General features: G+C 64.1%; 23 protein-coding genes. 7 read left to right on the top strand and 16 right to left on the bottom strand.

Annotated elements, in window-relative coordinates; all coding sequences use genetic code 11:
• From Q1L59_RS14465 to Q1L59_RS14450, 4 genes are all read right to left on the bottom strand, one after another.
• A partial coding sequence (locus Q1L59_RS14465) for a hypothetical protein (RefSeq protein ID WP_300333458.1) occupies nt 1-214 on the bottom strand: 214 nt, incomplete at its 3' end.
• A gap of 11 nt (nt 215-225) precedes the next feature.
• Nucleotides 226-552 (bottom strand): response regulator, encoded by a 327-nt coding sequence (locus Q1L59_RS14460; RefSeq protein WP_300333456.1) that lies wholly within the window; start codon nt 550-552, stop codon nt 226-228.
• On the bottom strand, nt 552-2,024 hold the full coding sequence (locus tag Q1L59_RS14455) for a PAS domain-containing hybrid sensor histidine kinase/response regulator (protein WP_300333454.1): 1,473 nt from the start codon (nt 2,022-2,024) through the stop codon (nt 552-554). Before Q1L59_RS14455 ends, Q1L59_RS14460 begins: the two co-directional genes overlap by 1 nt.
• 102 nt (nt 2,025-2,126) lie before the next feature.
• Entirely contained in the window at nt 2,127-3,050 is a 924-nt protein-coding gene (locus Q1L59_RS14450) for a DUF3616 domain-containing protein (protein WP_300333452.1), read from the bottom strand.
• Between the two features lie 374 nt (nt 3,051-3,424).
• Here Q1L59_RS14450 and Q1L59_RS14445 point away from each other — a divergent pair, with 374 nt between their 5' ends.
• The 4 genes from Q1L59_RS14445 to Q1L59_RS14430 all read left to right on the top strand — a co-directional run bounded on the left by Q1L59_RS14445 (nt 3,425) and on the right by Q1L59_RS14430 (nt 9,402).
• The gene (locus tag Q1L59_RS14445) at nt 3,425-3,913 is read left to right on the top strand and encodes a hypothetical protein (RefSeq protein WP_300333449.1); all 489 of its coding nucleotides are present in this window, start codon (nt 3,425-3,427) and stop codon (nt 3,911-3,913) included.
• Between the two features lie 105 nt (nt 3,914-4,018).
• Complete coding sequence (locus tag Q1L59_RS14440; protein WP_300333446.1) at nt 4,019-4,471, top strand: hypothetical protein; 453 nt, start codon at nt 4,019-4,021, stop codon at nt 4,469-4,471.
• Between the two features lie 74 nt (nt 4,472-4,545).
• Nucleotides 4,546-6,813: a hypothetical protein gene (locus Q1L59_RS14435; RefSeq protein WP_300333443.1), complete on the top strand. Its 2,268-nt coding sequence runs from the start codon at nt 4,546-4,548 to the stop codon at nt 6,811-6,813.
• Between the two features lie 1,194 nt (nt 6,814-8,007).
• On the top strand, nt 8,008-9,402 hold the full coding sequence (locus Q1L59_RS14430; protein WP_300333441.1) for a hypothetical protein: 1,395 nt from the start codon (nt 8,008-8,010) through the stop codon (nt 9,400-9,402).
• A 767-nt stretch (nt 9,403-10,169) separates the two neighbouring features.
• Here Q1L59_RS14430 and Q1L59_RS14425 read toward each other — a convergent pair.
• The 6 genes from Q1L59_RS14425 to moaC form a co-directional block, all read right to left on the bottom strand.
• A complete protein-coding gene (locus tag Q1L59_RS14425) occupies nt 10,170-11,612 on the bottom strand; it encodes a bifunctional 2-methylcitrate dehydratase/aconitate hydratase (protein ID WP_300333438.1) in 1,443 nt (480 codons plus the stop codon).
• 106 nt (nt 11,613-11,718) lie between these two features.
• Nucleotides 11,719-12,876 (bottom strand): 2-methylcitrate synthase, encoded by a 1,158-nt coding sequence (gene prpC, locus Q1L59_RS14420; RefSeq protein ID WP_300333435.1) that lies wholly within the window; start codon nt 12,874-12,876, stop codon nt 11,719-11,721.
• Nucleotides 12,877-12,993: 117 nt separating this feature from the next.
• The gene (locus tag Q1L59_RS14415; protein WP_300333432.1) at nt 12,994-13,443 is read right to left on the bottom strand and encodes a 6-carboxytetrahydropterin synthase; all 450 of its coding nucleotides are present in this window, start codon (nt 13,441-13,443) and stop codon (nt 12,994-12,996) included.
• A 68-nt stretch (nt 13,444-13,511) separates the two neighbouring features.
• Complete coding sequence (gene soxZ / locus Q1L59_RS14410; RefSeq protein ID WP_300333431.1) at nt 13,512-13,832, bottom strand: thiosulfate oxidation carrier complex protein SoxZ; 321 nt, start codon at nt 13,830-13,832, stop codon at nt 13,512-13,514.
• Between the two features lie 15 nt (nt 13,833-13,847).
• On the bottom strand, nt 13,848-14,342 hold the full coding sequence (soxY, locus tag Q1L59_RS14405) for a thiosulfate oxidation carrier protein SoxY (protein ID WP_300333429.1): 495 nt from the start codon (nt 14,340-14,342) through the stop codon (nt 13,848-13,850).
• Between the two features lie 4 nt (nt 14,343-14,346).
• Nucleotides 14,347-14,829 (bottom strand): cyclic pyranopterin monophosphate synthase MoaC, encoded by a 483-nt coding sequence (gene moaC, locus Q1L59_RS14400; RefSeq protein WP_300333427.1) that lies wholly within the window; start codon nt 14,827-14,829, stop codon nt 14,347-14,349.
• A gap of 195 nt (nt 14,830-15,024) precedes the next feature.
• On the opposite strand from moaC, the gene Q1L59_RS14395 reads away from it, so the two are divergent.
• Nucleotides 15,025-16,488, top strand: a complete 1,464-nt coding sequence (locus Q1L59_RS14395; RefSeq protein ID WP_300333426.1) for a M48 family metalloprotease — start codon at nt 15,025-15,027, stop codon at nt 16,486-16,488.
• A 32-nt stretch (nt 16,489-16,520) separates the two neighbouring features.
• Here Q1L59_RS14395 and Q1L59_RS14390 read toward each other — a convergent pair whose 3' ends face one another.
• The 6 genes from Q1L59_RS14390 to Q1L59_RS14365 all read right to left on the bottom strand — a co-directional run bounded on the left by Q1L59_RS14390 (nt 16,521) and on the right by Q1L59_RS14365 (nt 24,354).
• Nucleotides 16,521-17,576, bottom strand: coding sequence for a 2-oxoacid:ferredoxin oxidoreductase subunit beta (locus tag Q1L59_RS14390; RefSeq protein ID WP_300333424.1), 1,056 nt, complete (start codon nt 17,574-17,576; stop codon nt 16,521-16,523).
• 1 nt (nt 17,577) lies between these two features.
• A complete protein-coding gene (locus Q1L59_RS14385; protein WP_300333422.1) occupies nt 17,578-19,416 on the bottom strand; it encodes a 2-oxoacid:acceptor oxidoreductase subunit alpha in 1,839 nt (612 codons plus the stop codon).
• A 9-nt stretch (nt 19,417-19,425) separates the two neighbouring features.
• Nucleotides 19,426-21,279 carry an FAD-dependent oxidoreductase gene (locus tag Q1L59_RS14380; protein ID WP_300333420.1) on the bottom strand — a complete coding sequence of 618 codons (1,854 nt, stop codon included), beginning with the start codon at nt 21,277-21,279 and terminating at the stop codon, nt 19,426-19,428.
• A gap of 171 nt (nt 21,280-21,450) precedes the next feature.
• On the bottom strand, nt 21,451-21,963 hold the full coding sequence (locus Q1L59_RS14375; RefSeq protein WP_300333418.1) for an O-acetyl-ADP-ribose deacetylase: 513 nt from the start codon (nt 21,961-21,963) through the stop codon (nt 21,451-21,453).
• Between the two features lie 80 nt (nt 21,964-22,043).
• Entirely contained in the window at nt 22,044-23,687 is a 1,644-nt protein-coding gene (locus tag Q1L59_RS14370; protein WP_300333416.1) for a methyl-accepting chemotaxis protein, read from the bottom strand.
• Between the two features lie 193 nt (nt 23,688-23,880).
• Nucleotides 23,881-24,354 carry a rhodanese-like domain-containing protein gene (locus Q1L59_RS14365; RefSeq protein WP_300333413.1) on the bottom strand — a complete coding sequence of 158 codons (474 nt, stop codon included), beginning with the start codon at nt 24,352-24,354 and terminating at the stop codon, nt 23,881-23,883.
• Between the two features lie 321 nt (nt 24,355-24,675).
• On the opposite strand from Q1L59_RS14365, the gene Q1L59_RS16770 reads away from it, so the two are divergent.
• Nucleotides 24,676-24,834 carry an NUDIX domain-containing protein gene (locus Q1L59_RS16770; RefSeq protein ID WP_366145663.1) on the top strand — a complete coding sequence of 53 codons (159 nt, stop codon included), beginning with the start codon at nt 24,676-24,678 and terminating at the stop codon, nt 24,832-24,834.
• A gap of 512 nt (nt 24,835-25,346) precedes the next feature.
• Nucleotides 25,347-26,615 (top strand): urea ABC transporter substrate-binding protein, encoded by a 1,269-nt coding sequence (gene urtA, locus Q1L59_RS14360; protein WP_300333410.1) that lies wholly within the window; start codon nt 25,347-25,349, stop codon nt 26,613-26,615.
• The last annotated feature ends 42 nt before the right edge of the window (nt 26,616-26,657 follow it).

Here is a 26,657-nt window from a genome sequence, read left to right as displayed (position 1 = left end):
TCTGCGCCGCGATCGGCGATGTCGTCGAGAACTGCTGTTCACCCAGCAGGTGCGTCATGTCCTCGCGCAAGGTGCGCGTGGCATAGCGTGTGAGCGACCAGACGGCAAGCAGAAACGCAGTCAGCGTGAGGACGCTGACGCGCGTCTTCAATGACCAGGAGAGACCTCGCTTGCCCAGGGCGGCGCTGATCGTTTGGCCGATACGTGCGAGCATGCCGGTCGTCGCTACCGCCGATAGCGCAAGGCCTCCTCGACCACGCGCAGGAAAGCGGTGACGTCGATCGGCTTGGTGATGTCGTCGCGAAAGCCGGCCGCCCGCCCACGTTCGATATCGCCCGCCAGAGCGTTGGCCGTAATCGCGATCACTGGTATGCGATGGGTGACTGGATCGCGCCGCAGGACGGCAAGCACCTCGTAGCCGTCCATTCCCGGCATGTTGACATCGAGCAGAATGAGATGCGGACGGTGGGCTAGCGCCAGATCGATTCCGAGCTGCGGTGCGTCCGCCGTCAGCAAGCGAAGGTCGGCGCGGCGACCGGGTATCTGGTTCATCAGCTTGAGGTTCGACGGGTTGTCGTCGATGCACAGGACGCGCCGCTCGTCGCTCGCTGGCAAGACTGCGTTCCCGCGCCTGGGCTCACGTTGCTGTGGTCGTCCGGCCGCGTAACGCTGGCATTGGGTAGTTCGATCCAGAAGCGGCTGCCGGCGCCGGCCTCGCTCTCGGCGCCAATCTCGCCCCCCATCAGTTCGATCAGGCGCTCGTCAGCAATGCCGATTCCGGTGTCCGCGACGCCGATGCGGGTGCGCGCTTCACGCTCGCTCTGGCGCATCTGGACAACGAGGTGAATCCGACCCTGCGCACGATTGTACTTGACGGCATTCGACAGCAGGTTGAGCAGCGCCTGCTTGAGGCGGACGCGATCGGCGGTCACCCACGTACCGGCGGGAACATCGATGAGCAGCGTAATGCCGCAGGGCGCCGCGAGCGGTTCGACCAGGTGCCAACAGTCGTCGACGACGGCGGCAACGTCAGTGGCTTCGAGCGACAGTTCGATGCGCCCCGATTCGATCCGGGCAAGATCGAGAACGTCGTTGATCAGGTGCAGCAGGTGGCGACTCGCCTTGAGAATCTCGTGCACGCTGTCATGCTGATCGGCGTTCAGGTCGCCATCGTACTCGAGCATTTGGGTAAAGCCGATGATCGCGTTCATTGGCGTTCGCAGTTCGTGGCTCATGCGCGAAAGAAAATCGGACTTGCCGCGATTCGCCGTTTCCGCCGCTTCCTTGGCCGCCGACAGCTCCAATGTGCGCTGCCCGACGAGTGCCTCGAGGTGCGTGCGGTAGCGTTCGAGTTCCCGCTCTGCTGCTCTGCGTTCAGTGATGTCCGCGCCTGAACTGAGCGTACCGACGATGCGTCCGGCGCGGTTGATCATCGTGATCCGTCCCTCGCAATCGAGTGCGAGCATCAGGCTTTGCACCGTGTCGAGAGAGAACTGTGCGAGGTCACGCTGATGCTGGACGAGTTGTTCTGCCGCCTTGCGCGCCGTAGCGTGGCGCAGCACGAGCAATACGTGCAAACGGCCGCCCGGCGGCTGCACGATGGTCGAATGTACCTGCAGCGTCCAGCGCTCGCCACTGCTGCAGGGTATTGTCCACTCGTCACCGCGCAGATGGTCGCCGCGGCGCATGCGCCGCGCACGCTGGCGAGCCTCCTGCTGCCGTGCTTCCTCAACCGGTAGCGCGCATTGCCAGCCCTTTTCGTTGACTGCGCTCAGGCTGTAGCCGGTCTGCTCCTGCATGGCCGGATTACAGACGGTAAAACGTACGTAAGGCGGCGTCGGTGGGTCATGGCACACACCGATGCCGTCGCCCATTGCCTCGACCCGGCAGTTGGTGAACTCGGCCTGCCGCTTGAGGACTGATTCCACCGTGGCGCGCAGGATGCCGCGCGCGTTCTGTGACTCGATCAGGATCGTGCGGATCGATTCACTGATCGGCGTTTTCCTCGACGGTACGCAACCCACCTCACGCCGGCGACCGCGGCGCCCCGCGGCGCCATCGGCTACCGCGGTAGACCAGCGCGCGCTCCGCGGGCGCCATGCAGCCAAGTGCCTGGCGCGCCCCGGTCAAGGACCGATGAGCAGTTCTTCGGGGCGCAGTACGAGATATCGCGCGCAGCGCCCGGCTGCTCGATTGCCGTCGTCACTGACCACGACGATGCGCGGCTGTCCGTCGAGCCGCGCCTGCGTCACGCCTTCTGCATGCTCGAGACCGGGTAGACCGGCAATATCGACCCGACGCGGGCGGTCGTGTGCGGCGCCGCTCCAGAACCACAAGGTAAAATCGACCTCCTGGCGCGCCACCGGGCCGCCGATCAACAGATAGCCCGCGAGGCAAGGCGCATACGCCATTGCGCGAATGCCGTTGCCGGTCAGATCGAGCGTCGTCAGCGCGCTGGCGATCTGCGGCTTGGCGCCGTCGTCGAAAATGGCGCGCGGATTCTCCAGGCTGGCGACGATTGCGCGTCCACCGAGCAGTGGACTGCGTAAGCCAATCAACAAGCGATTCTGATCAGCGCTCATCTCCAGAGCCTCGATGTTCAGACCGCCTTCGCGTTTGACGTCGCGGATTTCGGCGGCCACGGCCAGAGCCGGGTGCGCCGCGGTCAGCGCGCGCTTGAGGCTGTCGACGACCTGCGGTTCGACGACAGCGTCGCCCTCGATGCGAAAGCGCACCAGGCGCTCGCGTGCCGCGTGCACCTCGCCGTTACCATCGCGCGAATGCGATGTGATGGCATAGACATGGCCTGCCTGATCGGCGGTGACGCCTTCCAGGTCGTCGAGGTGCCAGAAGTCCCCCCTGCTCCACGGCCAGAACGGTGCTTCCAGCGGCGTGCGGTGAACCTGCCCGTCAGCGATACGAAGCAGGCTGAGCGCGTGCTTTTCTTCGTCCTCGATGACGATGAAGCGGCCGTCGGCGAGTTGCTGAATACCGGAGGGCTCGTAGACGCCGGTCAAGGGCTGAAAACGGGGTACGACTTGTGCGCGCATGTGGAAAAGTCTCCGAGACGATCGCCCGCGCGGCGCCCTGCACCCGAGGCAGGTCCGCTGGCGCTGCCCGCCATCTTAGCCGATCTCGCCGTTCCCGCGAGCGGCGTCGCGCGCGCTGTCCACTTCGAGCAAGGCCGTACCCAGAGCCTGGCGCAGCACAGCGGGCAGCGGCGGCGAGATCCTCCGCCATCTATTGCGTGGCAACGGCGGCCTTGCGGTTCAGCGCCGCATTGCCGCCAATTCGCTACTTTCAGCGCTGAACTCCTCGGTCTGGTACAAGGTTCACGCGATTGTCCGGCAGCACTCGCCAAGGGTCCGGGAAGGCGCGTGCGAATGTGCTAGCATGCGGCAACCGCAACGACCGGAGGGTGACCGTGAAAAAATTCATCGGCTGTCTGCTGCTCTGCTTGTTGACCGCAGCCTGGGGGGGAACCAAGGAGGAGGAAAACGCCGAAGCGCAGCGCGAGGCCGAGGAACTCGTTGCGCGTATCAAGGCCATGCTGGCGGACAAGGAGCGGCGCGCCAAGACGCTGCCCTATCCGGATGCGACGCAGGATATCGACTTGCGGCAAGAGCCCGAATGGATCTCGGGCTGGCGCCAGGAAGAGCAAAGCCGCTTCGCTGGCTATCTGAGTGGCTCCGAGATCGATACTCTGCTGGTCCCTTGTCAGGTTCAGGCGAATGGCATCGATACTGCCAATCGCTCGCTGATGACCGCTAGCCTGGCACAGGCTCTGTCGGGTTCGCTGAGGGTCGCCGACCCTTATCTGGTGGCGCGAGCTCTGGGAGACGGCGAGCGACGCCTCGATCCGCAGAACGTCCTGCGTTTGGCGACCCAGCTTGGCGCCAAACGGATCGTCTGATGCTGGGTCGGTCACAAGAACGACGACCGCCTCCATCTCTATTTTCAGGTGCAGGCACGCGAAGGCCAAAGTGCCTTCAAGGAGGCGAGGAACCTTCCCGGAACCGTGATCGATCACCTGGAGTTCAGCAACGATCTGCCGCCGATCAGCGTTTTTCGACAGCACTTGCCGAAGATCGTCGAGGCGCTCGGCTTCCGCTATGCGACCCCGCCGACCGCCTCGCCGGGACCACTGGCGACTGCACTCCCCGTCGGTATCGCCGCCCTGGTCGAAACGTCGCCGGGCGCCGCCAGCGACGCTTTGTACCTTCAGTTGCTTGGCAGCCTCGTGCCGGCGGACGCATCACGCCTTCGCGAGCGCCTTTACGAGCGTTCACTGTTGATCGCCAGGCAGCTGCCAGCCGATCAGCCGACGACCAGACGTCTGCTGGCGCGGGCGTATCAGGGCTTGCACATGCGCCCAGCCGCGCTGATCGCCCTCCGACCGGGACAAGCGGGTGCGGGTTCTGCCGCCCCAACGATGGCAATGGATTTGCCGGATGCCGAGGAACGAGCCTGATCGCCAGCCTGAACGGTGATCTACCGGCCATTGAGCAGGCGCTGAGCGAGATTCCTATTTCCGCGCAACGGATCATGGCCGAAATTGAGGCCACCGATATCCGATTTGCCTACTATCGCGATCGCGCCCGCCACGCGCAGGCGAGGCAAGCCTTGCTCGACGCGCTGCCAGCCGACTGGCGGCCATTTGTCGCGCGACGTTTCGCCGATGCCGACCCGGTCAAGCTTCGCCGTTTCGACAACTACGCGACGCTGCGCGCTCTCGGTCAGATTTTCCCGGCAGCGGGGGCCGGGATCGAGCAACAGCAGCTCGGCTGGCAGGTCACCGGCCACTCCGAATCGTCCGATCTGGACTTGGCCCTCGGCGCATACTTCTCGCCGGCGCTCGCCGGAGTTGAACGACGGCATTGCTGCGATTCCGCTCAATGGCGGCTTGACCGGCTTGACGTACTGGATTTCCTGGTCCAGAGCGGTGTCGCCAACATCGTTTACAAAGCGCGCCGGATGGCCGTTGCGCAGGCGCTGCCGCGCGAGACCCTGGACTACGTCAACGCCCTCGACGCCGTGTTCGGCACCCACCCGGCAATCATGCGCGTGCGCGCCATCGCCGAGAACGATCTGGCAAAGCGCGCTGCCGGGTACGTCAGACAGTCGATGCTCAACAAGGCGGAACGGAGCGCAGAACTTGCCCGGCACTGGGAAGACAACACAGCGCATACGCCGTCTGATCGTCCCAGCCATGTCACCCGGTGGCACTATGTCGCGGATCCGCACGGGCGGCGCAAACCTGACCCGCTGGGTCTTGACATCGCCCGCGCGGCCTTGGCCAACGCCCGTTTCGACAATGGGCCTCTGGTTGCCGCCTTTCATCTCACCAAGGACTTCGCCGAACGCGAACAACTGCTTCAGGCAATGGCGGGACGTTTCGTCGGCGATTCGACGGTGGTCCTGCTCAAAGCGGACTTGCTGCTTGCGCAGGGTAATCGCCGCGCGGCCATGGAGATTCTGGCCGCCGAGTTGCAGAGCAAGCCGGAGCCCGACGACCTTTATGTTCGACTCGGCGATCTGCTGATCGGCGAGCGCCGCTACCGCGAAGCAGCAGACGTCTTTGCCTCGCTGCCCGGGTTGACCGACGGCAGCGCGAACTCGCTGGCCATCGGCAACTACGCGTATCGCGCCGGATCACGCTTCTACCTGTGCGGCGAAACCGATCTGGCAATTCCCTTCTTCCGCATCGCTGCGGTGCAGAGCAATGGGTCACAGGCTGAAATGATCAGCCGAGCCCGCCTGGCGCTGCTCGACGAGGCCTACCTGCCGGCGCTCGCGGCCTTGTTCGAATCGGTTCAACGCTATTCGCAGCCACGGGATATCGCCGAGTACCTGAGCCTGCTCCATCTGACCGGCCAGTCGGCGGCAGCCGACAACGGCTTTCACTCGCTGGCGACGCGCATTGGCGCGCCGGAGGTGTGGCGCGCGGCGCTGGTCAGCAGCCAACGCCGCGGGTTCGACGAGCGGCGACTGATCGAGTGGAGCGAGCAGTTTGGTCGATCTCAGGGTCCGCAAGTGCACCGGTTGGCGGCCGAATTTCTCGCCATGGCAGTGGTCACCGATCGTACGCCGAGCGCGGAGGCAGGGCCCGCGATCGACCGCCTGCTCCACATGTCGAATACGCACCGCTCCGACCTTCGCGTCTTCGTCGAAGGACTGGCGGCACTGAAAGGCAAGGATTTCGCGGCAGCCAGGAAGGCGCTGTCGCAGACCGGTGAAACGCGCGCTGGCGAAGGCGCTTCGCCGGCGAGGACAGTCCTTGCCTACTACGCGATCGCCGCCATGAAGAGCGGCCAACACGCCGCAGTCGAACAGGTCGTTGCCGCCATTCCGGCCGAAGAACACGATTTGGACTACTGGCTGGCCAAGAGCGTCATCGCTGCGCTAAGTGGGAAGGCAGACGCTGGGAAGGCAGACGCGGTCGCGAACTTCCGGCAGGCCGTCAACCACCTCAACGAGAAGCACTTGCGTCTGCTGGGGGCAGAATACCAGCTCGCCGACGTCGCGCAAATGCTGCACGACCTGACCGGTGACAACGAGTTCCGCAAGTTGGCGCTCGAGGTCGCGCGCTTCAACCAGAAGATCCACCCGTGGGAGGCGTGGTCCTTTGCCTGGGAAGCTGCACTGACTGAAGACCGCGCACGCCGGGTGACGGCTCTGGACAAAGCTGTTTATCTCGATCGCCAATCGCAGATGCTGTTGCGTTTGCCGCCGCAAGAGGTCGAAGCGGCGGCTCGCCGTAGCGGGAAGACGCCACCGTTTCGGCTGGACAAGAAACCCGGACGAGCCGTCTGACCGAAGCGGCGTGCCGCTGTTGCTGCTCTCCAGCCACGAATGGATACGGAGGGGAGATTCAGCGCCGCGTCCCGGCGTGCAAGCGGTCCTTGCCGAGGTTGATCCGGAACGTCCTCGTGCGACCTTGGTCAGGCGATGCGCTGCTCGAATTCGTAGCGCGGTGCCGGTTGGCCTTGCGGGTCGGCCTCGCCCTGCTCGGCATTGGCCATCTCGCACAGCCGTGGACCCCGGGTCGGTATGATAGGCGGCGGTGATGTCGGCTCGCCCAGGTGCGCGAGGATCTCGCGCACGACGCACCAGCGGCGGTGATTTGCGCTGCGATTGGCGCAGTTTCCGTTTCAGTTGCTGTAACGAGAGGTGCGGTCGAACTCTTTGGCACGCCGGCAAGCGCGTTGATCTGTGCGCGTAGCGGAGCGTCGGGTGCCCGTATCCCGTAGCAGCGATGCCGATGACGGCGCGGGGGTGGAATCAGCGCTGCCCGGCGGCCGAACAGTTTGAGCGGCGGCAGCGGAAACGAGGGCTTCTCCGCCGTGCCCTCGCGCATCAGGCCTATCCCTTGCACTTCCGACTGAACGCGCGTGCGAATTGCCCATGGCCAAACTGGCTTTGCGGAAAGCCACTCGCGTCCTTGTTGTGGTCCAGTGGTAGCGAAAGGCGTGGATTGCCTGGAAAGGGCACTAGATTCAGTCCAGAACAGGAGACCCGGCGCCAATTCCACAGGCGTTTCCGCCGCGCAGGCGGGCGATCGTCGGTAGCGCGCCAGCCTTCCGCGGTCGTTCGGGCTGGATCGATGCAGCCTTTCTGTCTGGGCAAGACGCGGGAGGCTCGCGAGGGTGGCGTCCGATCCCATAGTCCTTCCTGGCAACTGTATGGGCACCTGTCGAGATTTCTTACACGAGCGCGCCCAGCCGTCCCGTGCGATCCTCCGACCGCACACGCAAGTCTTTTAGTTTCCGAGGATAATGGCTTTCCAGCACGAATGTTGCTTACCCTCTTGGCGCACTGGGGCAATGTCGTGGCTTTGACTTGGCGCGGCGGTCGCCGGAGCTGGGGAGCGTGCTTGCGCGATGTCCGCTGTGAATTGCTGTCGCGCGAGCCAAATCCGGCAACCCTGGTGCTGCCGGGCGGGTGGGTCGTGAGCGGCGCCGCGCAGCGAAACTCGCATCGCGTTGATACGTTCTCTCGGAGGAGGCCATGTTGGAAAAATGGGGTATGCGGGGCAATGCAAGCGCACTGCTCCTGGGACTTGCAGTGACCGCTGAGGCGGCGGCAGGGGTCGTCGGTTGGGTAAGGCAGGAGGTCGTTCAAGCGTCAGGGGTCTCCTCTCTATCGGCGCCGGCAGTTGCGGCAGGCGAGCTTGCGTACATGTTGGGTGACGCGCGGTTCGGCGGGGGCAGCACGCCGGGGGTTTACGTCCAACAGCCGTTTGTACCAGGTCAGCCGGTACGGCCGGTGGCGCGCACGGGAGAGGCTGCTCCCAATCTGGGAACGAGCTTCGACGATGCTTCGTTTTCTCCCGGCCAGACGCGTCCGGTGGTGTCGCCGGCAATCGACAGAGAACTTGGTGGGGTGAGCTTTCTCGCTACGGTGAATACACCCGCAGGGCGAAGCGGGGTTGTGTTCAGCGAATGGAGTGGCCGCGGCACTCTGGGGGCTGTGGCTGTTCCGGGAGTAACGCAGGTCGGTGGTTCGAACGCGCTGCTCACCGTTGCTGGCGTACCCTCGATCGCCTTTGGCCAGACCGTCTTTCAGGGTAGAGACAGCGTTGGCGAAGGCGTGTTTTCAGCGGACGCTGCCGGGCTGCGGGTTACGAAATGGGTGTCTTCAGGGGATGCAGCACCGACGGACCTGCCAATAAGCGGCGGCAGCTTTACCGGGTTTGGCGCATTTCCGATGGTCGACTGGAACGAGAGCAAGTCTCAGCTGACCACAGCGTTCCAGGCCTCCACGAATTATCTGAGCGGTTCATCCGGCATCTACGTCCGCACCGATCTTGCCGCACCCAAGGTCGTCGTCGAGACTCCGAAATTTCTGCCGGGGCAAAACAGCGAGCGATTCGCCAGTTTCCTGTCGCCAGCGATTGACGACGACATCGTCGCGTTCTACGCGGAGGGAACACTCGGTACAAAGGGAATATATACCGGCACCGCTGGCGCTGAGGTTTCGCTCGTCGCCGACACGCACACGCTGATTCCGGGCACGTCCAGCGTATTCTCCGGATTTGCAGACCGTCGCGGATTTGCTTACCCGTCGATCAATCACGAAGCGGTGGCCTTTATTGGTTTCGACGCCAACGGCGCTCCTGGTGTATACACCAATTATGCCGGCGCACTGAGCAAGGTATTTGATTTCAGTGATTTTCTGGCGCTCTTTCCGAACGAGCAACTGGACATGGACAGCATCGATCTCTTTCGCCAGGGACTCAGTGGCAATCAGATCGCTTTCCGGGTAGAGTCTTTCGACCCTGTTCAGCAAACGATCCGGGATCGGGTCTTCCTCGCTGTTGCCGTCGTGCCTGTTCCGCCCACGTGGTTGCTTGGCCTGACCGGTTTGGCTGTCCTGCTGCTTAGCCGGCGGCGGTTGCGCTAAAGAACTGCGGGCGTGCGGGCCGCATTTCGTGACGCAAGGCGCCGGGCGGCGCGTTCGCGGCCCGCACGCGACAGCGGCCGAAAACAAGGCTGGCTCAGATGACCTTGGCTGATCCGCCTTCGTGTGCTCCCGCACGCCAACCGCCGCCGGTCGGCGGCTGGTCGTGGCCGGCACCCGCTCGCCTCGGAGGCGCCGTTGCCTTGGCCAGGTTCAGGGCGAAGCCCTGCCGCGTGGCTTGCTGCTTGATGCCACATTCCGGGCGCACCGTTCTCTCGACCTTGGTGCGCGCAAACCTGGCGGCTGACCTCACCCACCAAGTGTCAGGCTGATACCGGCTTCGCGGGCAGCCGAGACCTTTCTTCTCCCGTGCGATACTGTCGCGTAGCCGCGACCCGTGCATTGCGCAGCGTTGCACTCGCGCTCGTGTGTGGTCAATTCGTTTCGCCGAAGGATGCAGTTGCGCGCGATCAGATCTTGGGCCGCTGCGAATCATTGGTCGCGACATTTAGCCAGCGTTGGACGACGAATTGGATCAGCGTCGGACGCATTCTTGTATAGGGCGGAACGTAACAAGTGGGCGCAGCGCGATCTCTGCCCGTGTTTACACCCCGCACTGGGGGCGATCGTCGTCAACGGGGCAGAGTTTCAATTTCCGCGTGACAGGTTGCCACGGGCTCCGCTCGAACGGAAGATTCCAGGGGCAGGGTGCCGGGGTTTCCTTAAGCCTGGCCAGCGACGCTTCGCATCCATGGCAAGTGGCTCATCGGCTAGGGCACGTACTGGTCGATGTACTCATTGACCGCCAGGTGGCCGAGGCGCTGCATGTCGAGCGACGATTCGACGATCACCTGCTGCTGCTCCGGGGTGAAGCGCCGTGCCAGATTGCGTCGGAACTTGTCGACCAGCACGGGAATCCCCTCCTGCCGCCGCCGACGGTGACCGAGCGGATACTCGACGAGCAATTCTTCGCTGCGGCTGCCGTCGTTGAAGACCACTTGCAGGGCATTGGCGATCGATCGTTTGTCTGGGTCGAGATAGTCGACCGAGAAGCGCTGATCTTCGCAGACGTGCATCTTTGCGCGCAGGGCGTCGATGCGCGGATCGGCTGCCGCAGCGTCCTCGTACGCTTCGCTGTGCAGGCTGCCATGGATCAGCGCATAGGCCACCATGTACTGCAGACAGTGGTCGCGATCGGCCGGGTTGTGCAGTGGTCCCTGCTTGTCGATAATGCGCAGCGCCGACTCGTGCGTTCGGATCAGCACCTGGTCGATTGCCTCGAGGCGATCCCAGACCAGGGGATGCAACCTGACCGCGCACTCGACCGCCGTCTGTGCGTGGAACTCGGCCGGAAAGCTGATCTTGAAGAGCACGTTCTCCATGACGTAACTGGCGTAGGGACGCGGAAAGCGAAACGCCTGCTGCTTGAACAGCACATCGTAGAAACCCCAGAGCGGCGCGCTGAGTGCGCTGGGATAGCCCATTTCACCTTTGAGCGAGAGAATCGCCAGGAAAACGCCGCGCGCGGTCGCGTCGCCGGCCGCCCACGACTTGCGCGAGCCAGTGTTCGGCGCGTGTCGATACGTGCGCAGCGGTGCGCTGTCGACAAAAGCCTGCGACACGGCGTTGACGATCTGCTCGCGGCTGCCCCCCATGAGCCAGGCGCAGACGGCGGCTGTCGCCACTTTGACGAGCAGGACGTGATCGAGCCCGACTCGGTTGAAACTGTTGTCGAGTGCCAGGATGCCCTGGATCTCGTAGGCTTTGATCGTCGCTTCGAGCACCTTCCACATGCGCAGAGGTTCGTCGCCGTTGGCCGCGCGGCGTCGGGAAAGCCAGTCTGCGGTAGCCAGAATGCCGCCCAGGTTGTCCGACGGATGGCCCCACTCGGCGGCCAGCCACGTATCATTGAAATCCAGCCAGCGGATCGCCGTACCGATGTTGAACGCCGCCTGGACCGGGTCGAGGCGAAAACGCGTGCCGGGAACGCGCACGCCGTGCGGGACGACAGTGCCCGCGACGAGCGGTCCAAGGAGCTTGCTGCAGGCGGGAAAATCCAGCGCTTCGAGCGCGCAGCCAAGCGAGTCGATCAGACAATAGCGCGCCGTATCGTAGGCACTGCTCGAATCGACTTCGAAGTCGAGCACATAATCAGCAATGTCGAGCAGGACCTGGTCCGGCTCAGGGCGGTTGGCAGGAATTCGTGTAGACATCTCGCAACTCTCCGTACCGGGTGGTCAAGTCGCCGCCGGAAGCCGTGCGCCGCTGGCGCAGGATCGTTCCGGAAAGTCTGCTGGTCGACGCGCCGGCCATGCCGCCTCAGTTGCGCTCGGCCAGCGCCGCGAAGTGCTGCGGCTCCGGCCCGACGTAGTTGGCCCACGGACGAATGATTCTCCCGTCGATGCGCTGCTCGATCACGTGCGCGGCCCAGCCGCTCGTCCGAGCAATGGCAAATAGCGGGGTAAACATCGGCGTCGGCACGGCGAGCATGTGGTAGGCGACGGCAGAGAACCAGTCGACGTTCGGGAACATCGCTTTCTGTTCCCACATCACGGACTCGATGCGGCTGGCAATGTCGAACAGCACCAGGTTGTCGCCGTCCGCGCACAACTGCTCGGCAACCGAACGAATGACCTTGTGCCGGGGATCGGCAATCGTATAGACCGGGTGACCAAAACCAATAATGATTTCACGGTTGTCCAGGCGGCGACGAATGTCGTGTTCGGCGTGCGCCGCATCGTTGTAGCGACTCTGGATCTCGAAAGCCACTTCGTTTGCGCCACCGTGCAGGCGACCGCTGAGCGCGCCGATCGCCCCGCCGATCGCGGCGTACATGTCGGCGCCGGTGCCGGTGACCGTGCGTGCGGCGAAGGTCGACGCGTTGAACTCGTGCTCGGCATACAGGATCAGCGACTTGTCCAGGCAGCGCGCATGCAGCGCCGTCGGCGGCTTGCCGCGCAGCAGGTGAAGGAAATGCGCCGCAATCGAATCGTCATCGGTCTCGGTGTCGATCCGACGCCCATTGTGCGACCAGTGATACCAATAAAGCAGCATCGAGCCGAAGCCGGCGATCAGCCGGTCGGCAATCTCGCGCGCGCCTCCCGGATTGTGATCCTGCGCCTCGGGCAGAATCGTGCCGAGCGCCGAACAGCCGCTGCGCAAGACGTCCATCGGATGCGCCGACGCCGGCAGGTTTTCCAGCATCGGCCGGAGCATGACCGGCAGACCGCGCAAGGTCTTGAGCTTTTTCTTGTACTGATTGAGCTGGGTGAGGTTGGGTAGACGCCCATAAAGCAGCAGGTAGGCAACCTCCTCGAAAGTGGCTTGCTCGGCGAGCGCGATGACGTCGTAGCCACGGTAATAGAGATCGTTGCCGGCACTACCAACCGAACAGATCGCCGTATCGGCGGCAACCACGCCGGACAATGCGACCGACTTCTTTATCCTCGGTGACTTCCCTTCAGGCAGTTCATCCATCGTTGTCTCCTCCGTCATGCATGCAGGACGGTCACGGCGGCGCTGGGCGCCTTGGCGGCCGAGCAAGACGGATGAGTATTCCGGGTCTTGCCGCCGGCGTCAACCGGCTGGAGGCGTTCAGTCCGGGCAGCGAACGACTTCTGCCCAGCAGCCGGGCGTTTCGTAGAGGCGCACGCGGGCGAGACGCAAGTGATTGCCGTAGGTATCTCGATACGCCGCGTCGAGGATGACGAAGGCCTGTTGCGCCAGGTTTTCGACGGTCGGTACGCAGTCGAGCAGAACCGTCTTGTGATCCGCCAGCGTACGTAGAAAGTCGACCACTGGGCGGTCGCCGGCGTAGGCCAGGAAGGCGTGGTCCCAAGCCTCGACCAGATGCTGCATGGCCAGCGCCTTGACTTCGGAAAAGTCCATCAGCATGCCGTTCGCCGGGTCTCCCGGCTGCTCGATGACCTCGCCCGCCAAGGTGATCTCAAGCGCATAGCGATGGCCGTGCAGATGTCGACACTGGCTCTTGTGGTCGGGAATGCGGTGGCCGGCGTCGAACTCCAGGCGGCGGGTAATGAACATCGGGAGAGCCGACAAAGGCGCGATTATAGCACTCCGGTTTCGCCCTCTCCCGCGCTGCCCGGCGAGCGCTAGGCGGCGACGACCGTCGCTTCATCGGCCCGCTGCTCGCCCCGGTTGTCCGACCATGCGACGCGCACGCGATCGCCCGGTTGGAGTCCCTTGCTCTGGAAGACGAACAGCGGATTGCGCGCAATCGAGGTATTGAGTTGGGCGTTGATCAGCACCTTGCCGTGCGCACTGACCGTGAACGTGCTAATGAAATGCGCCGGAATCTTCTGCCCGCTCGCCTGATCCCGGCGCAGACCGGTTTCCATCGGATGCTGCAACAGGATGCGAATCTCGGTGCTGTCGCCCTGCTGCACGGCGCGGATCTTGATCGGTTCAGGCACCGCTGCGTGCAGTCCTCAAGCGCCGCACCCGCCCAGCGTCACGCGCACCTCGCGACTGGCGTGATACGTTTTGCCGTCGCCCGCCCGGACGACGACACGGATGCGTGAGGACTCGGCCATCTTCAACTGCAGGCGAACGCGCGGCAGAACCCCCTCGGCGAAACTCAGGCTGGCCGCCAGCGGCATCGGGTTGCGCTCCACCAGAACGGCAATCGATTGTGTATCGGGGATCGAACTGATGACTTCGCAGGGGACCAGCGCGCCGTTTTCCGAGATCTCGACGCTCTTGATCACGATTGCGCCGCTTTCGGCCGAAGCCGCGGCACCGATTGCCTTGAGCGCTTCCGGCAGACTGGTTGCGGCAAAGCCGCTGCGGCCCCATTCGGCCGCCAGCACACGCGTCGGTTTCAGCAGCCCGGCGGCGCACAGTGCGCCGACGGCTGCGCTGGCGGCTGTCGACTTGATCAGCAAACGGCGCAGTCGATCGTCGCCGGTGTGGCGGGCCGACATCCCGCTAGCCTGCCGTCCAGGTGCCTGAACGACCGCCACTCTTGGTCAGCAGGCGGACCCCCTCGATCCGCATGCCGCGGTCGACTGCCTTGCACATGTCGTAGATCGTGAGGAGAGCGACGCTCACCGCGCACAGCGCTTCCATCTCGACACCGGTGCGCGCCAGGCACTCGGTCGTCACGCGGCACGTAATGGCGTTCCCGGCTCGGTCGAGGTCGAAATCGACCGACACCCGGGTCAGCGGGATCGGATGGCACAGCGGAATCAGTTCGGCTGTCCGCTTGCTCGCCTGGATTGCCGCGATGCGCGCCACGCCGAGAACATCGCCCTTGCTCGCCGAGCCTTCGCTGATCAGTTGCAGCGTTGCCGCCTGCATCACGATGCTGCCGCTCGCCTGCGCTTGCCGCAAGCTTTCCGCCTTGCCGCCGACGTCGACCATATGCGCCTGGCCTTGCGAGTTGAAATGGGTCAAAGCATCGGCGGACATCGGCACCTGCAAGCGCGATCGACGGACAAACGGTGTATTTGGTGGAGCGGGAACGAGGCAAAGCCAAGGTAACCCAAGGCAACTCTGAAGGTGCCGGCGGGCGGACGCTAACACTTTGTAACCGGCTTCGCCGCACACTTGGTTATCATAGCATCATCCCTTGCGATGCGTGACGAGTCGCGCCTGGAGTCCAACTTGAAGAGAAGCGTTCGTAATGCCGTGCTCGCCGTTCTCGCCATCACCCTTGGCAGCGCTCCGCCGGCGACCCTGGCCGAAGACCTGCCTGATCTGGGCGAAGCGGCGCGCGCCGAGTTGTCGCCGCAGACCGAGCGCAGGATCGGCGAGCGCATTCTGAACGAGATTCGCTTGCGCGAACCGAGCTATATCGACGATCCGGAGGTCTCGGATTACCTCAATCAACTGGGCAATCGACTGGTTGCGGCAAGTTCGAACCCGGCTGGCGACTGTCAGTTCTTCGCCATTCGCGACAATACGGTCAATGCTTTCGCCATGTTCGGCGGCTTCATCGGTGTCAACACCGGCACTATCCTGACTGCGCAATCGGAGTCCGAACTGGCGGCAGTGCTCGCGCACGAGGTCGCGCACGTGACGCAGAACCACTTGGCGCGGCAGATTGCGCGCGAGAAGCAGCAGTCGATCGCGACCATGATCGCCATGGCGCTGGCGGTTCTCGCCGCGCGCTCGAACTCGCAGGCGGCGAGCGCCGCCATCGCCTCGGCGCAGGCCGGAACGATTCAGGCACAGCTTGCCTACAGCCGCGATTTCGAACGCGAAGCCGATCGCCTTGGGCTGCACACCTTGAGCAATGCCGGCTACGATGTGCGCGCCATGGGCGACTTCTTTGCCCGCCTGCAGCAGGCCGGCCGGGTGTATGAGAACAGTGCGCCGGTCTACCTGCGTTCGCACCCGCTGACCGTCGAGCGCATGTCGGACATGCAGAACCGGGTGGACGGCGCGGTTTACCGCCAGGTGCCCGACAGCCTGGATTTCCATCTGCTACGTGCGAAGCTGCGCGCCCAGATGAGTCCTGCGCGCGAAGCGGCAAACGACTTCGCGCAACAACTGAAGGAAAGGAAGCACGCTTCGGAAGTGGCTGCGCGCTACGGTCTGGCCTACGCGCTGCTCAAGGCGGGCGATGTGGCGGGCGCACAACACGAGCTCGATGTGCTGCTGGCCAGCAAGGCGTCGTCGCCGATGATCGTCCGTCTGGCCGCCGAGGCGAAGATCGCCGGCGGCAACCCGGCCGCCGCGCTGACCCTCTTCCGCCAGGCCTTGCAGCGCTATCCGCAGTCCAGGGCACTGGTTTACGGCTACGCGGAAGCACTGCTCGGCAACCGCGAATACGATCAGGGCGTGCGTTTCCTCGATGCGCAAATCCAGCTCGCAGCGAGCGACTACAAGCTCCACGGCCTGCAGGCAAAGACCTTCGCCGCCGCCGGCAAGCGCCTGCAGCAGCACCGGGCGCAAGCCGAGTTCTATTTTCTGCAAGGTCAGCTCGGCGCTGCGGTCGAACAACTGCAGTTCGCGCAGCAATCCACCGACGGCAACTTCTTCGAGCAATCGGCAGTCGACGCGCGGCTGCGCGAGCTGCGCAAACTGCAGGCCGAAGAAGCGAAGCAGAAACGCGGCGGGAGCTAGCGCCGGCTTCTGGCCCGCTCCCGGCCTGATCCCTAGCGCAGGCTGGCGTTGATCCTGGCGAGCGCCGCCGAGCCCGGGCAGAGTTCAGCCGCACCCAGCGCATTGAGCGCTTCGTCGACGGTATTGAGCTGGCGGTGCAGGTCGCACGCGTCAGGGTCGACGTAGAGCAGGCCGGTAACGACTTCGCCACGCGCCGCGTGCTCCTGGATGTAGCTCATCGCGCCGATGCGATCGGTCGGATCGTACTCGGCGTGCAGCTTGCGCAGACGGACGATAGATCCATCGTGCTGACGCACGTCGGTCACTTCGCCGGGCTCGTACTCGACGGTGATCTGCTCGCGCGTGGGCAGGAAGTCGAGGCGATTGACCGCTTCGTTGTGTTCGCGCACGTAGTCGTAGCTTTTCGTACTGCCGCTGTGGTTGTTGAACGCGATGCACGGCGAGACGACATCGATCACCGCCGCACCCTGGTGCGCCATGGCTGAGCGGATCAGCGGGACGAGTTGTGTCTTGTCGCCGGAAAAGCCGCGCCCGACGAAAGTGGCGCCCATGACCAGCGCGAGCATCGCCAGGTCGATCGGCGTGTCGTTGTTCACCTGACCGCGCTTCGACTTCGAACCCTTGTCGGCAGTGGCCGAGAACTGGCCTTTGGTCAGACCGTAGACGCCGTTGTTTTCGACGATGTAGGTCATGTTGACGCCGCGCCGCATGACGTGGGCGAACTGGCTGAGACCGATCGAGGCGGAATCGCCGTCACCCGATACGCCGAGATAGATCAGCTCGCGATTCGCCATGTAGGCGCCGGTGAGCACCGACGGCATGCGCCCATGTACGGTGTTGAAGCCGTGCGAGTTGCCGAGGAAGTAGTCGGGCGTTTTCGACGAGCAGCCGATCCCGGAAAGCTTGGCGACACGGTGCGGTTCAACGTCGAGCTCCCAGCACGCCTGGATGATCGCGGCCGAAATCGAATCGTGGCCGCAACCGGCACAGAGCGTGGAAATCTTGCCTTCGTAGTCGCGTCGTGTGTAGCCGACGCGGTTCTTGGCCAGTGTCGGGTGATGCAGTCTGGGTTTCGCGATGTAGGTCATTTCAGGCCACCCTGTCTTCTCTGAGCGGACGAACGTTGAGTCGTGAGACGCGTTCGGCGATTTCGTGTGTGATGAAACGCGCGGTAATCGGCGTTCCGTCGTAGTGCAGGACTGGGATCAGGCTGGCCGGATTGACCCCGGCTTCGTTGATCAGCAGCGTGCACAACTGGCCGTCGAAGTTCTGTTCGAGGACGAAGACCTTCGAGTGCGCGGCGATGAAGTCGGCGATCTCGTTCTGGAACGGGAAGGCGCGGATGCGCAGGGCGTTCAGATAGATTCCCTGTTCGGCCAGCGCGTCGAGCGCTTCGTGCATCGCCGGGCTGGTCGAACCGTAGAAGATGGCTGCGAAGCGCGCCGGATAGCGCGATGCGGTGAGCACCGGCAGCGGCAACAGGTCCTTGGCGGTTTCGAATTTGCGGCGCAGGCGCTGCATGTTGTAGGTGTAGTCTGCACCGGCTTCGGAATAGACCGCGTAGGCGTTCTTCGTCGAACCCCGCGTGAAGTAGCCGCCTTTCGTCGGATGCGTCCCGGGATACGTGCGGTAGGGAATCCCGTCGCCATCGACGTCGAGGTAGCGGCCGAATTCGCTGCCCGCGTCGAGGTCCTCGCGCGACATCACCTTGCCGCGGTCATACTGCCGCTGGTCGTCCCAGGCGAACGGCCGGCACAGTCGCTGGTTCATGCCGATGTCGAGGTCGGTCATGACGAAGACCGGCGTCTGCAGCCGTTCGGCCAGGTCGAGCGCGTCGGCCGACATCTCGAAGCACTCGTAAGGATCTTCGGGAAAGAGCATGATGTGCCGCGTGTCGCCGTGCGACGCATAGGCGCAGGCGAGCAGGTCGGCCTGTTGCGTGCGTGTCGGCATGCCGGTCGACGGACCGCCGCGCTGGACGTTGATCACGACGGCCGGGATTTCGGCGAAATACGCCAGACCAATGAACTCGGTCATCAGCGAGACACCGGGACCCGAGGTCGCGGTGAAGGCGCGCGCGCCGTTCCAGCCAGCGCCGATCACCATGCCGATAGAGGCGAGTTCGTCCTCTGCCTGCACCATCGCATAGCGCCGCGCACCGCTTGCCGGATCGATACGCAGCTTCTCGGCGTAGCGCTGAAACGCTTCGGCCACCGACGACGACGGGGTGATCGGGTACCAGGCGCAGACCATCGCGCCGCCATAGATGCAACCGAGAGCGGCTGCGCTGTTGCCGTCGACGAAGATACGGTCGCCCACCTTGTCGCGCCGCTCGACCGAAAGTCCGATCGGCTTGAAATTCTCGCGCGCGTAGTCGAGTCCGAGGTGCAGCGCCTGGACGTTCAGATCGAGGAGCTTTTCCTTCCCCTTGTACTGCTCGCCGAACAGCTTTTCGATTTCTGCTGCATCGACGCCGAGCAGCCCGGCCAGCGCGCCGAGGTAGATGATGTTCCTGAACAACTGACGCTGCTTGGGGTCGCTGTACGTGCCGTTGCAGATTTCGGTCAGCGGCATGCCGAGGACGTGAATGTCGCTGCGCAAGCGCGAACGCGGGATCGTCTTCGTGTTGTCGAAAAAGAGATAGCCGCCGGGATCGATCTCGCGCACGTCCTGATCCCAGGTCTGCGGATTCATCGCCACCATCAGGTCGACGCCACCGCGCCGGCCGAGGTAGCCGTGCTCGGTGACCCGCACCTCGAACCAGGTTGGCAGCCCCTGGATGTTCGACGGGAAGATGTTGCGCGGCGAAACCGGTACGCCCATGCGGAGGACGGCGCGGGCCAGCAACTCGTTGGCTGACGCCGAGCCGGAACCGTTGATGTTGGCGAACTTGACGACGAAATCGTTGACTGCTTCGATCTTCTGCATGGCGGCTCCTTACGCGGCTTCCGGCTGCACTGTCGGGGCGCCGGCGGCAGCGCGGTCGTGACAGCGCGGTCCGGCGTGGGTCATTTCGAGGAAAAACTTCTGCATGTCCCAGGCGCCGGTCGGGCAGCGCTCGGCGCACAGACTGCAGTGCAGGCAGACGTCCTCGTCCTTGACCATGATGCGGCCGGTCTTCAGCACGTCCGACACGTAGAGCGCCTGCGTTGTATTGGTCGCCGGCGCGCGCAGCCGGCGGCGCAGATCGTCCTCCTCGCCGTTGTCGGTGAAACTGATGCAATCCATCGGGCAGACGTCCATGCAGGCGTCGCATTCGATGCACAACCGACCGGCAAAGACCGTCTGCACGTCGCAGTTGAGGCAGCGCTGCGCCTCCTTGAACGCCAACTGCGGATCGAAGCCGAGTTCGACTTCGATGCGGATATTCTTCAGCGCGGCGTTGACGTCACGCAAGGGAACGCGCAGACGCCGGTCGTGCGAGACGGCGTTGTCGTATGTCCAGGCGTGAATGCCCATCTTCTGCGAGATCAGCGAAGTCATTGGCGGCGGCCGCTGGCTGATCTCCTCGCCGTTGAGCAGGCGATCGATCGAAACTGCCGCCTCGTGCCCGTGCGCGACGGCCCAGATGATGTTCTTCGGGCCGAAAGCTGCGTCGCCGCCGAAGAAGACGTTCGGCAGCGTGGATTGCATCGTCGCTTCATCGAGTTTCGGCAGGCCCCACTTGTCGAACTCGATACCCAGATCGCGCTCTATCCACGGGAAAGCGTTTTCCTGCCCGACGGCGACGAGGACCACATCGCACTCGAAGTGCGGGTCGGGCTCGCCGGTCGGCACCAGCGTCCGCCGGCCCTTCTCGTCGTATACCGAGCGCACCTTCTCGAAGGTCACGCCGGTCAGCCGGCCGCCGTTATGGGTAAATTTCTTCGGCACGAGGTTGTTCAGGATCGGGATGCCTTCGTGCATGGCATCCTCCTTCTCCCACGGGCTGGCTTTCATCTGCTCGAAACCCGAGCGGACGATCACCTTGACGTCCTGGCCGCCGAGTCGCCGCGCCGAACGGCAGCAGTCCATCGCCGTATTGCCGCCGCCGAGGACGATGACGCGGCGGGCGATCGAGGTCACGTGCCCGAAAGCAACGTTCGCCAGCCAGTCGATGCCCAGGTGGATCGACTGGGCGGCTTCCTTGCGCCCGGGAATGTCGAGGTCCTGCCCGCGCGGCGCACCGCAGCCGACGAAGACGGCGTCGTAACCCTCGCTGAGCAGACTCTTCATCGACTTGATGTACTGCCCGCTGCGAAACTCGACGCCCAGATCGAGAATGTAGCCCGTTTCCTCGTCGATGACCTGCTCGGGCAGGCGAAACTTCGGGATCTGCGTGCGGATCATGCCGCCGGCCTTGGCGTCGCCGTCGTAGACCACGACATGGTAACCGAGCGGCGCCAGATCGCGTGCCACGGTGAGCGATGCCGGACCGGCACCGATACAGGCGACGCGCCGTCCGTTCTTCTGCGCCGCCGCTTTCGGCAGGCGCTCGCGGATGTCTTCCTTGTAGTCGGCGGCGACGCGCTTCAGGCGGCAGATGGCAACCGGCTCCTTGCGCGCCTGACCGTCAGGCGAATCCTCCTCGACGCGGCCACGCCGGCACGCCGGCTCGCAGGGTCGGTCGCAGGTTCGCCCGAGAATGCCCGGGAAAACGTTCGACACCCAGTTCACCATGTAGGCGTCGCTGTAACGTCCGGCGGCGATCAGGCGAATGTACTCGGGAACAGGCGTGTGCGCCGGGCACGCCCACTGGCAATCAACGACTTTGTGGAAATACTCGGGCGTGCCGATATCGGTGGGCTTCAAGACGGAACACTCCTTTCTTCGCGCGGAGGCGGGCGCCACGGCCGCGCGCCCGAGGAAAAACGAACTGCCATGGTAACGCGCCGTGCCGGCCGTGAAAAGAGCCACGTTTCATGGCGATGTCCTGCTCGTCGGCGAGCCCGCCGAGCGTCGCCGATCCGCCGCCGGTGCGCCTCAGCGCTCGCCCAGCAAGCTCTGGTAGACGCGCAGATCGCTCGCCGAGAAGCAGCAGAAGATGACCTCGCGCAGTGTCGGGCAGGCCGGCGCCGCGGCGCGTACCGTAGCCACGGCGAGCGCCGCCGCCGACTCGACCGGATAGCCGAAAATGCCCGTGCTGATGCTCGGGAAAGCGATCGTGGACAAGCTGTGCGCCGCCGCCAGAGCGAGTGAATTTCGATAGCAGGCAGCGAGCAGTTCGGCTTCGCCGCTCGCCCCGCCGCGCCAGACCGGGCCGACGGTATGGATGACGTAGGTCGCCGGCAGGCGATGACCGCGCGTCAACCTCGCCTCGCCGGTCGGGCAGCCGCCGAGGCGGCGGCACTCGTCGAGCAGGCCTGGTCCGGCTGCCCGGTGGATCGCGCCATCGACGCCACCCCCGCCGAGCAGCGACGAATTGGCGGCATTGACGATGGCATCGACGGCGAGCGTCGTAAGGTCAGCCTGCAGTGTATTCAGCGAGGTCGGCATGCGGCAGACTCCTTCAGCGGTCGGCAGCGCTGGGTCGCGGCAGCAGTGCCCACCGCGCCGCAGGCCGACCCGGCAGATGATCAGGCACGAAAATAGTTGACCAGCTCGTGCAGGCGCCCGGCAACGGTCGACATTTCCCGCGTCGCACCGACCGCCTCGCGAATGCTGCCGGCATTGCTTTCGGAAAGCGCGGCGATCTCGGCGATGCGGCGTGACATCTCCGCGGTTGCCGTCGATTGCGCGTGCATCCGGGCGGCGATCTGGCGCACCTGCCGGGTAGACTCCTGTGCGCCGGAGACGATCCCGGCCAGGGTCCGGCCCGTCGACTGGTTGTAGTTCGCCGCCTCGTCAACGCGTTGCGACACCTTCTGCATGGCGACCACCGTGGCCTCGGTCTCCTGCCGGATGCTGGTGATTACACGACTGATTTCATTCGTACTCAGCGCCGTTCTTTCGGCCAGCTTGCGGACCTCGTCGGCGACCACGGCAAAGCCGCGGCCGGCTTCGCCGGCGCGCGCCGCTTCGATCGCCGCATTCAAGGCGAGGAGGTTGGTCTGATCGGCGATCTCCTTGATCACGACGGCAATTTTACCGATTTCCTGAATCGAGCCGTGCAGCCGTTCGACGGTAGTCGCCGACTCGCGAGCAACGTCTACGACCTCGCGGGTGATTTCCAGACCCTTGGCCATGTCGTTGCTACCGGCCAGTGCCGCCTCCTCGTTATGGGTCGCCGCCACTTCTGAAACGGCGGCGAACTCTGCCACCTCGCGGCTCGAGGTACTGATCTCTCCGGCCGCCTGGCCAACGTGCAACATGGCGTCATTGCGCGCACTTCCCCGCTCCATCACGGTCGACATCCGGCCCAGCAGGTCGTTGGCGGTGGCCGCGACCTGGTCGGCCAGGCGGCTGACGCCGCTCGTCACCTCGGCCAGTTTGCCGACCGCGGTTTGCAGATGCTGGTTCATCTGACCAAACTCGTCGTTTCTCTCCAGGTGCTTGTCTTTCTGCGCAACGCTCAGCCGTCCTTGCGCGACCTCGGCGAGTGAGGTCTGAATCGAACGTACGCCGACATCGATGCGCCGCGCGACGCGCAAGAGAACGAAAGCCAAGGCGAGCATGAGGACAACACCGGTCGCCGTCGCGCCAAAGGCGAGTGCCAGCAGACGCGCGCCGACCTGGCGGTTCTCCTCGAAAATGCGCTTGACCGCCGCCTGCTGGAGCGGCAGCAACTCGCCGAGCGGCTTGATCAGATTGGCATGAAAGACCGGCCATTCGTCTTCCAGCAAGGAGGCAAGCAGCTTCTTGTCGTCATTGGCGTAGGCGCCGTCCACCTTGTCCAGGAAGGCCGGCAGCGCAGCCATTGGCTGGTCGATCCGTTCCAGCAGCTTGCCGGTCGCCTGGTCGGCCTGCATGTCGTGCGCGGCGACGGTCGCCTTGAATGCCTGCCAGCGCTCGTCGATCGTCGTGCGCGCTTCACGCAGGTGATTGCGCGAGCCGACGGTCGGCATGTGATCGAGCAACACGGCCGCAATGCGGAAGCGAATTTCCTTCAGGTTGCGCTCAATTTCCTGAATCTGTCCGGCGGGCTCAACGTGATGCTCAAATACCGTCTCGAGAATGTCGAGGCCGTTGCGAATTCCGAACACGCCCACCACACCCAGGACGACGACGATCAACAGCCCCATCGCGCCGGCTGCCACTACTCTTGTCTTGATGCTTTGCATCGTCATCTCACCCCGCTGCGGTCAAACGACCGTTGGTGATACCGACCGCCCGCGCTGCCGGCATGGCGCCACCAGGGCGCAGTCCGGCACGCGTCGGGCGTCCAGTTCACAGATTCGGTAGGCGTGATCTCGCCCGTCAGACGAATCGTTGCTTGCTCAGCGACGACCCGGCGTGCCTGCGCACGTCCGCGGATCACTCCGTCGGGAACTTTGCTGCCACCCAGGCGGGCAGACCGTCGCGGAACCAGTACACGGACTTATAGCCGGCCTTGATGGCGGCGCTCGCCGCTTTGTAGCCTTTCCAGCAGGGCGAGCCATTGCAGTAGAAGACCATCGGTTTGGACTTGTCGGCGGGCAGTTTGCCGAGATCGAAGGTGTCCTCCGGCGCGACCTTGGCGACCTTGGGGTGGGTTTCCTTATAGACGACGTTGATCGCGCCCTTGATGTGTTTCTCGGCGTATTCGGCGGCAACGCGATTATCCAGGACGACACCGCCCTTGCTCATGATTTCCATGGTTTTCGCGGCATCGACCATGGTCCCGCCAGCGATGCTTTGCGGCGTCTCCTCCACTGCCACGGCCGGTAAGGTGAATCCCGCAAGCACGCCAGCAAAGCTGGCGATGGTGAGGAAGCGGGTGAAAGTCGTGTTACGGGCTGCGACGGGCATACGGTCTCTCCTTGGATTGGGGTTGGGAAATGGGCAGGGCAAGCGCCCGAGTCCGCCGCGCTACGTGACCACCCCCCGCCACGCCGTCCCGCCAAGCTCGGTGATTCGAAACCGCTGCCGTACTGGTGCAGGTTTCGCTTCACTAACGGCTGGGACGCGGCCAGGCTTTAGTGCCAATTTGTCGCTGCTGCAGCGAGCCTGCACCCGACGAGCGGCAGCGGACGGCTGCCTCGTCGGGTGACTCGCACCGGCCGACGCTGAGTTCGTCGCCAGGCGAGCGGCGCTGGCGCCACGGGCGCGGTAAGCTCTGCCGTAGTCGGCATACGCCAGCCACGCCCGTCACTGCCCAGCGGCAGGATCAACCCGAACGAGGCGCTTGCCCAGGCGGCAGTTCGCGACCTTGGCGAGGAAACCGGCCTGACGGCAGCGGCGCCAGGCTCACCGATGCCGAGACGATGCTGGCGCGGGCAAGAAGCGTGACCTGGAAAGGCACCCATCGCGTCGTCCAAGCGAGCCGCACCACCCATGCCAGAGGTGTCACCCTGACCGGGCATGTCATTCCGTCTGTCGAGTCCCGGCGGGAGGGACATCCGTCCCTCGCCGAGTGGGACATTCTGATCCGAGCAGCTTGCCGGGCATGCCCATTTCCGCTGATCGCCGAACGCGAGGTCTGATGGTTTTCAAGCGCGAGCCTGGTGCACCCATGGCGCCCTTGTTCCAGCGTCTGATTTTCCGGTTTTCGCCGCTTCGTCTGGCCACCCTCCCGAGGCACCGCATGTCCAGTGTTGGTGCTCGCCCGGTGCGTGCGCACTGCTCTTGTGCGACGCGCTCGCGCTACCCTCGCGACGGCTTCCGGAGGCTCTGCCTGGCCAGACGCAAGTCTATGATGCGGCGCGAGTTTCTCCCTTTCTCTGGGCGTGGCACGGTGCTTGCTTTGATCTTCTCGGCGGAATATTGCTTCCCGTTTATCAACCTTCGAGGAGAGTTTTCAGATGGTACGTCGCAATTTTGTGAAGACGCTTCCGGCACTCGCCGTGTCGGCTGCATTTGCCTTGACCTCGTTCGGCGTGCGGGCCGCCGAGACGATCAAAGTAGGCGTTCTGCATTCGCTGTCGGGGACGATGGCGATCTCCGAGACGGCGCTCAAGGAGACCGTTCTGATGGCGATCGACGAGATCAACGCCAAGGGCGGCGTGCTCGGTCGGAAGCTTGAGCCGGTGGTCGTCGATCCGGCATCGAACTGGCCGCTGTTCGCCGAAAAAGCGCGTCAGTTGCTGAGCAAGGACAAGGTAGCGGTGACTTTCGGCTGCTGGACTTCGGTTTCGCGCAAGTCGGTTCTCCCGGTTTACAAGGAGCTCAACGGTCTGTTGTTCTATCCGGTGCAGTACGAAGGTGAAGAGCTCGAACGCAACGTCTTCTACACCGGCGCAGCGCCAAACCAGCAGGCAATTCCGGCTGTCGAGTACCTGATGAGCAAGGACGGCGGCGAAGCCAGGCGGTTCGTCCTGCTCGGCACGGACTACGTCTATCCGCGCACGACGAACAAGATTCTGCGCGCGTTTCTGAAGTCGAAGGGGGTCGCCGAAGCCGACATCATGGAGGAATACACGCCTTTCGGCCACAGCGATTACCAGACGATCATCGCCAAGATCAAGAAGTTTGCTGGCGAGGGCAAGAAGACAGCGGTCGTGTCGACCATCAACGGCGACTCCAATGTGCCATTTTACAAGGAGCTCGGCAACGCCGGTCTGAAGGCGACCGATGTACCGGTGGTTGCCTTCTCGGTCGGCGAGGAGGAACTGCGCGGGGTCGACACGAAGCCGCTGGTCGGCCACCTGGCGTCGTGGAACTACTTCATGTCGCTCAAGAACCCGGAGAACGAGAAGTTCACCAAGCTGTACAAGAGCTGGGCGGTCAAGCAGAAGCTGCCGAATGCCGCCAAGGTGGTGACCAACGATCCGATGGAAGCGACCTATGTCGGCATCTACATGTGGAAGCAGGCCGTCGAGAAGGCCAAGTCGACGGACGTCGACAAGGTGATCGCGGCGATGGGCGGACAGACGTTCAAGGCACCGTCCGGCTTCACGATCAAGATGGACGAGAAAAACCACCATTTGCACAAGCCGGTGTTCATCGGGGAAATCAAGGCAGACGGACAGTTCAACGTCGTCTGGAAGACGCCGGGACCGGTCAAGGCAGCCCCGTGGAGCCCCTATATTCCGGGTAACGATACGAAGAAGGGCGAGCCGGAAGGCAAGTAATCGTTCGGCTTCCTGTTCTGGTCTGGCGCCGCGGGCTTGCCG

This window comes from Accumulibacter sp. (genome assembly GCF_029255125.1).
Taxonomy (GTDB): domain Bacteria; phylum Pseudomonadota; class Gammaproteobacteria; order Burkholderiales; family Rhodocyclaceae; genus Accumulibacter.
This window is presented reverse-complemented; position numbering and strand designations above follow the sequence as displayed.

Bases quoted from the DNA above. Each gene is read 5' to 3' on its own strand.
- Q1L59_RS14460 (WP_300333456.1), bottom strand. From the start codon at position 552: ATGAACCAGATACCCGGTCGCCGCGCCGACCTTCGCTTGCTGACGGCG.
- Q1L59_RS14450 (WP_300333452.1), bottom strand. From the start codon at position 3,050: ATGCGCGCACAAGTCGTACCCCGTTTTCAGCCCTTGACCGGCGTCTAC.
- Q1L59_RS14435 (WP_300333443.1), top strand. From the start codon at position 4,546: ATGGCCGAAATTGAGGCCACCGATATCCGATTTGCCTACTATCGCGAT.
- Q1L59_RS14430 (WP_300333441.1), top strand. From the start codon at position 8,008: ATGTTGGAAAAATGGGGTATGCGGGGCAATGCAAGCGCACTGCTCCTG.
- Q1L59_RS14425 (WP_300333438.1), bottom strand. From the start codon at position 11,612: ATGTCTACACGAATTCCTGCCAACCGCCCTGAGCCGGACCAGGTCCTG.
- prpC (WP_300333435.1), bottom strand. From the start codon at position 12,876: ATGGATGAACTGCCTGAAGGGAAGTCACCGAGGATAAAGAAGTCGGTC.
- Q1L59_RS14415 (WP_300333432.1), bottom strand. From the start codon at position 13,443: ATGTTCATTACCCGCCGCCTGGAGTTCGACGCCGGCCACCGCATTCCC.
- soxY (WP_300333429.1), bottom strand. From the start codon at position 14,342: ATGTCGGCCCGCCACACCGGCGACGATCGACTGCGCCGTTTGCTGATC.
- moaC (WP_300333427.1), bottom strand. From the start codon at position 14,829: ATGTCCGCCGATGCTTTGACCCATTTCAACTCGCAAGGCCAGGCGCAT.
- Q1L59_RS14390 (WP_300333424.1), bottom strand. From the start codon at position 17,576: ATGACCTACATCGCGAAACCCAGACTGCATCACCCGACACTGGCCAAG.
- Q1L59_RS14385 (WP_300333422.1), bottom strand. From the start codon at position 19,416: ATGCAGAAGATCGAAGCAGTCAACGATTTCGTCGTCAAGTTCGCCAAC.
- Q1L59_RS14375 (WP_300333418.1), bottom strand. From the start codon at position 21,963: ATGCCGACCTCGCTGAATACACTGCAGGCTGACCTTACGACGCTCGCC.
- Q1L59_RS14370 (WP_300333416.1), bottom strand. From the start codon at position 23,687: ATGCAAAGCATCAAGACAAGAGTAGTGGCAGCCGGCGCGATGGGGCTG.
- Q1L59_RS14365 (WP_300333413.1), bottom strand. From the start codon at position 24,354: ATGCCCGTCGCAGCCCGTAACACGACTTTCACCCGCTTCCTCACCATC.
- urtA (WP_300333410.1), top strand. From the start codon at position 25,347: ATGGTACGTCGCAATTTTGTGAAGACGCTTCCGGCACTCGCCGTGTCG.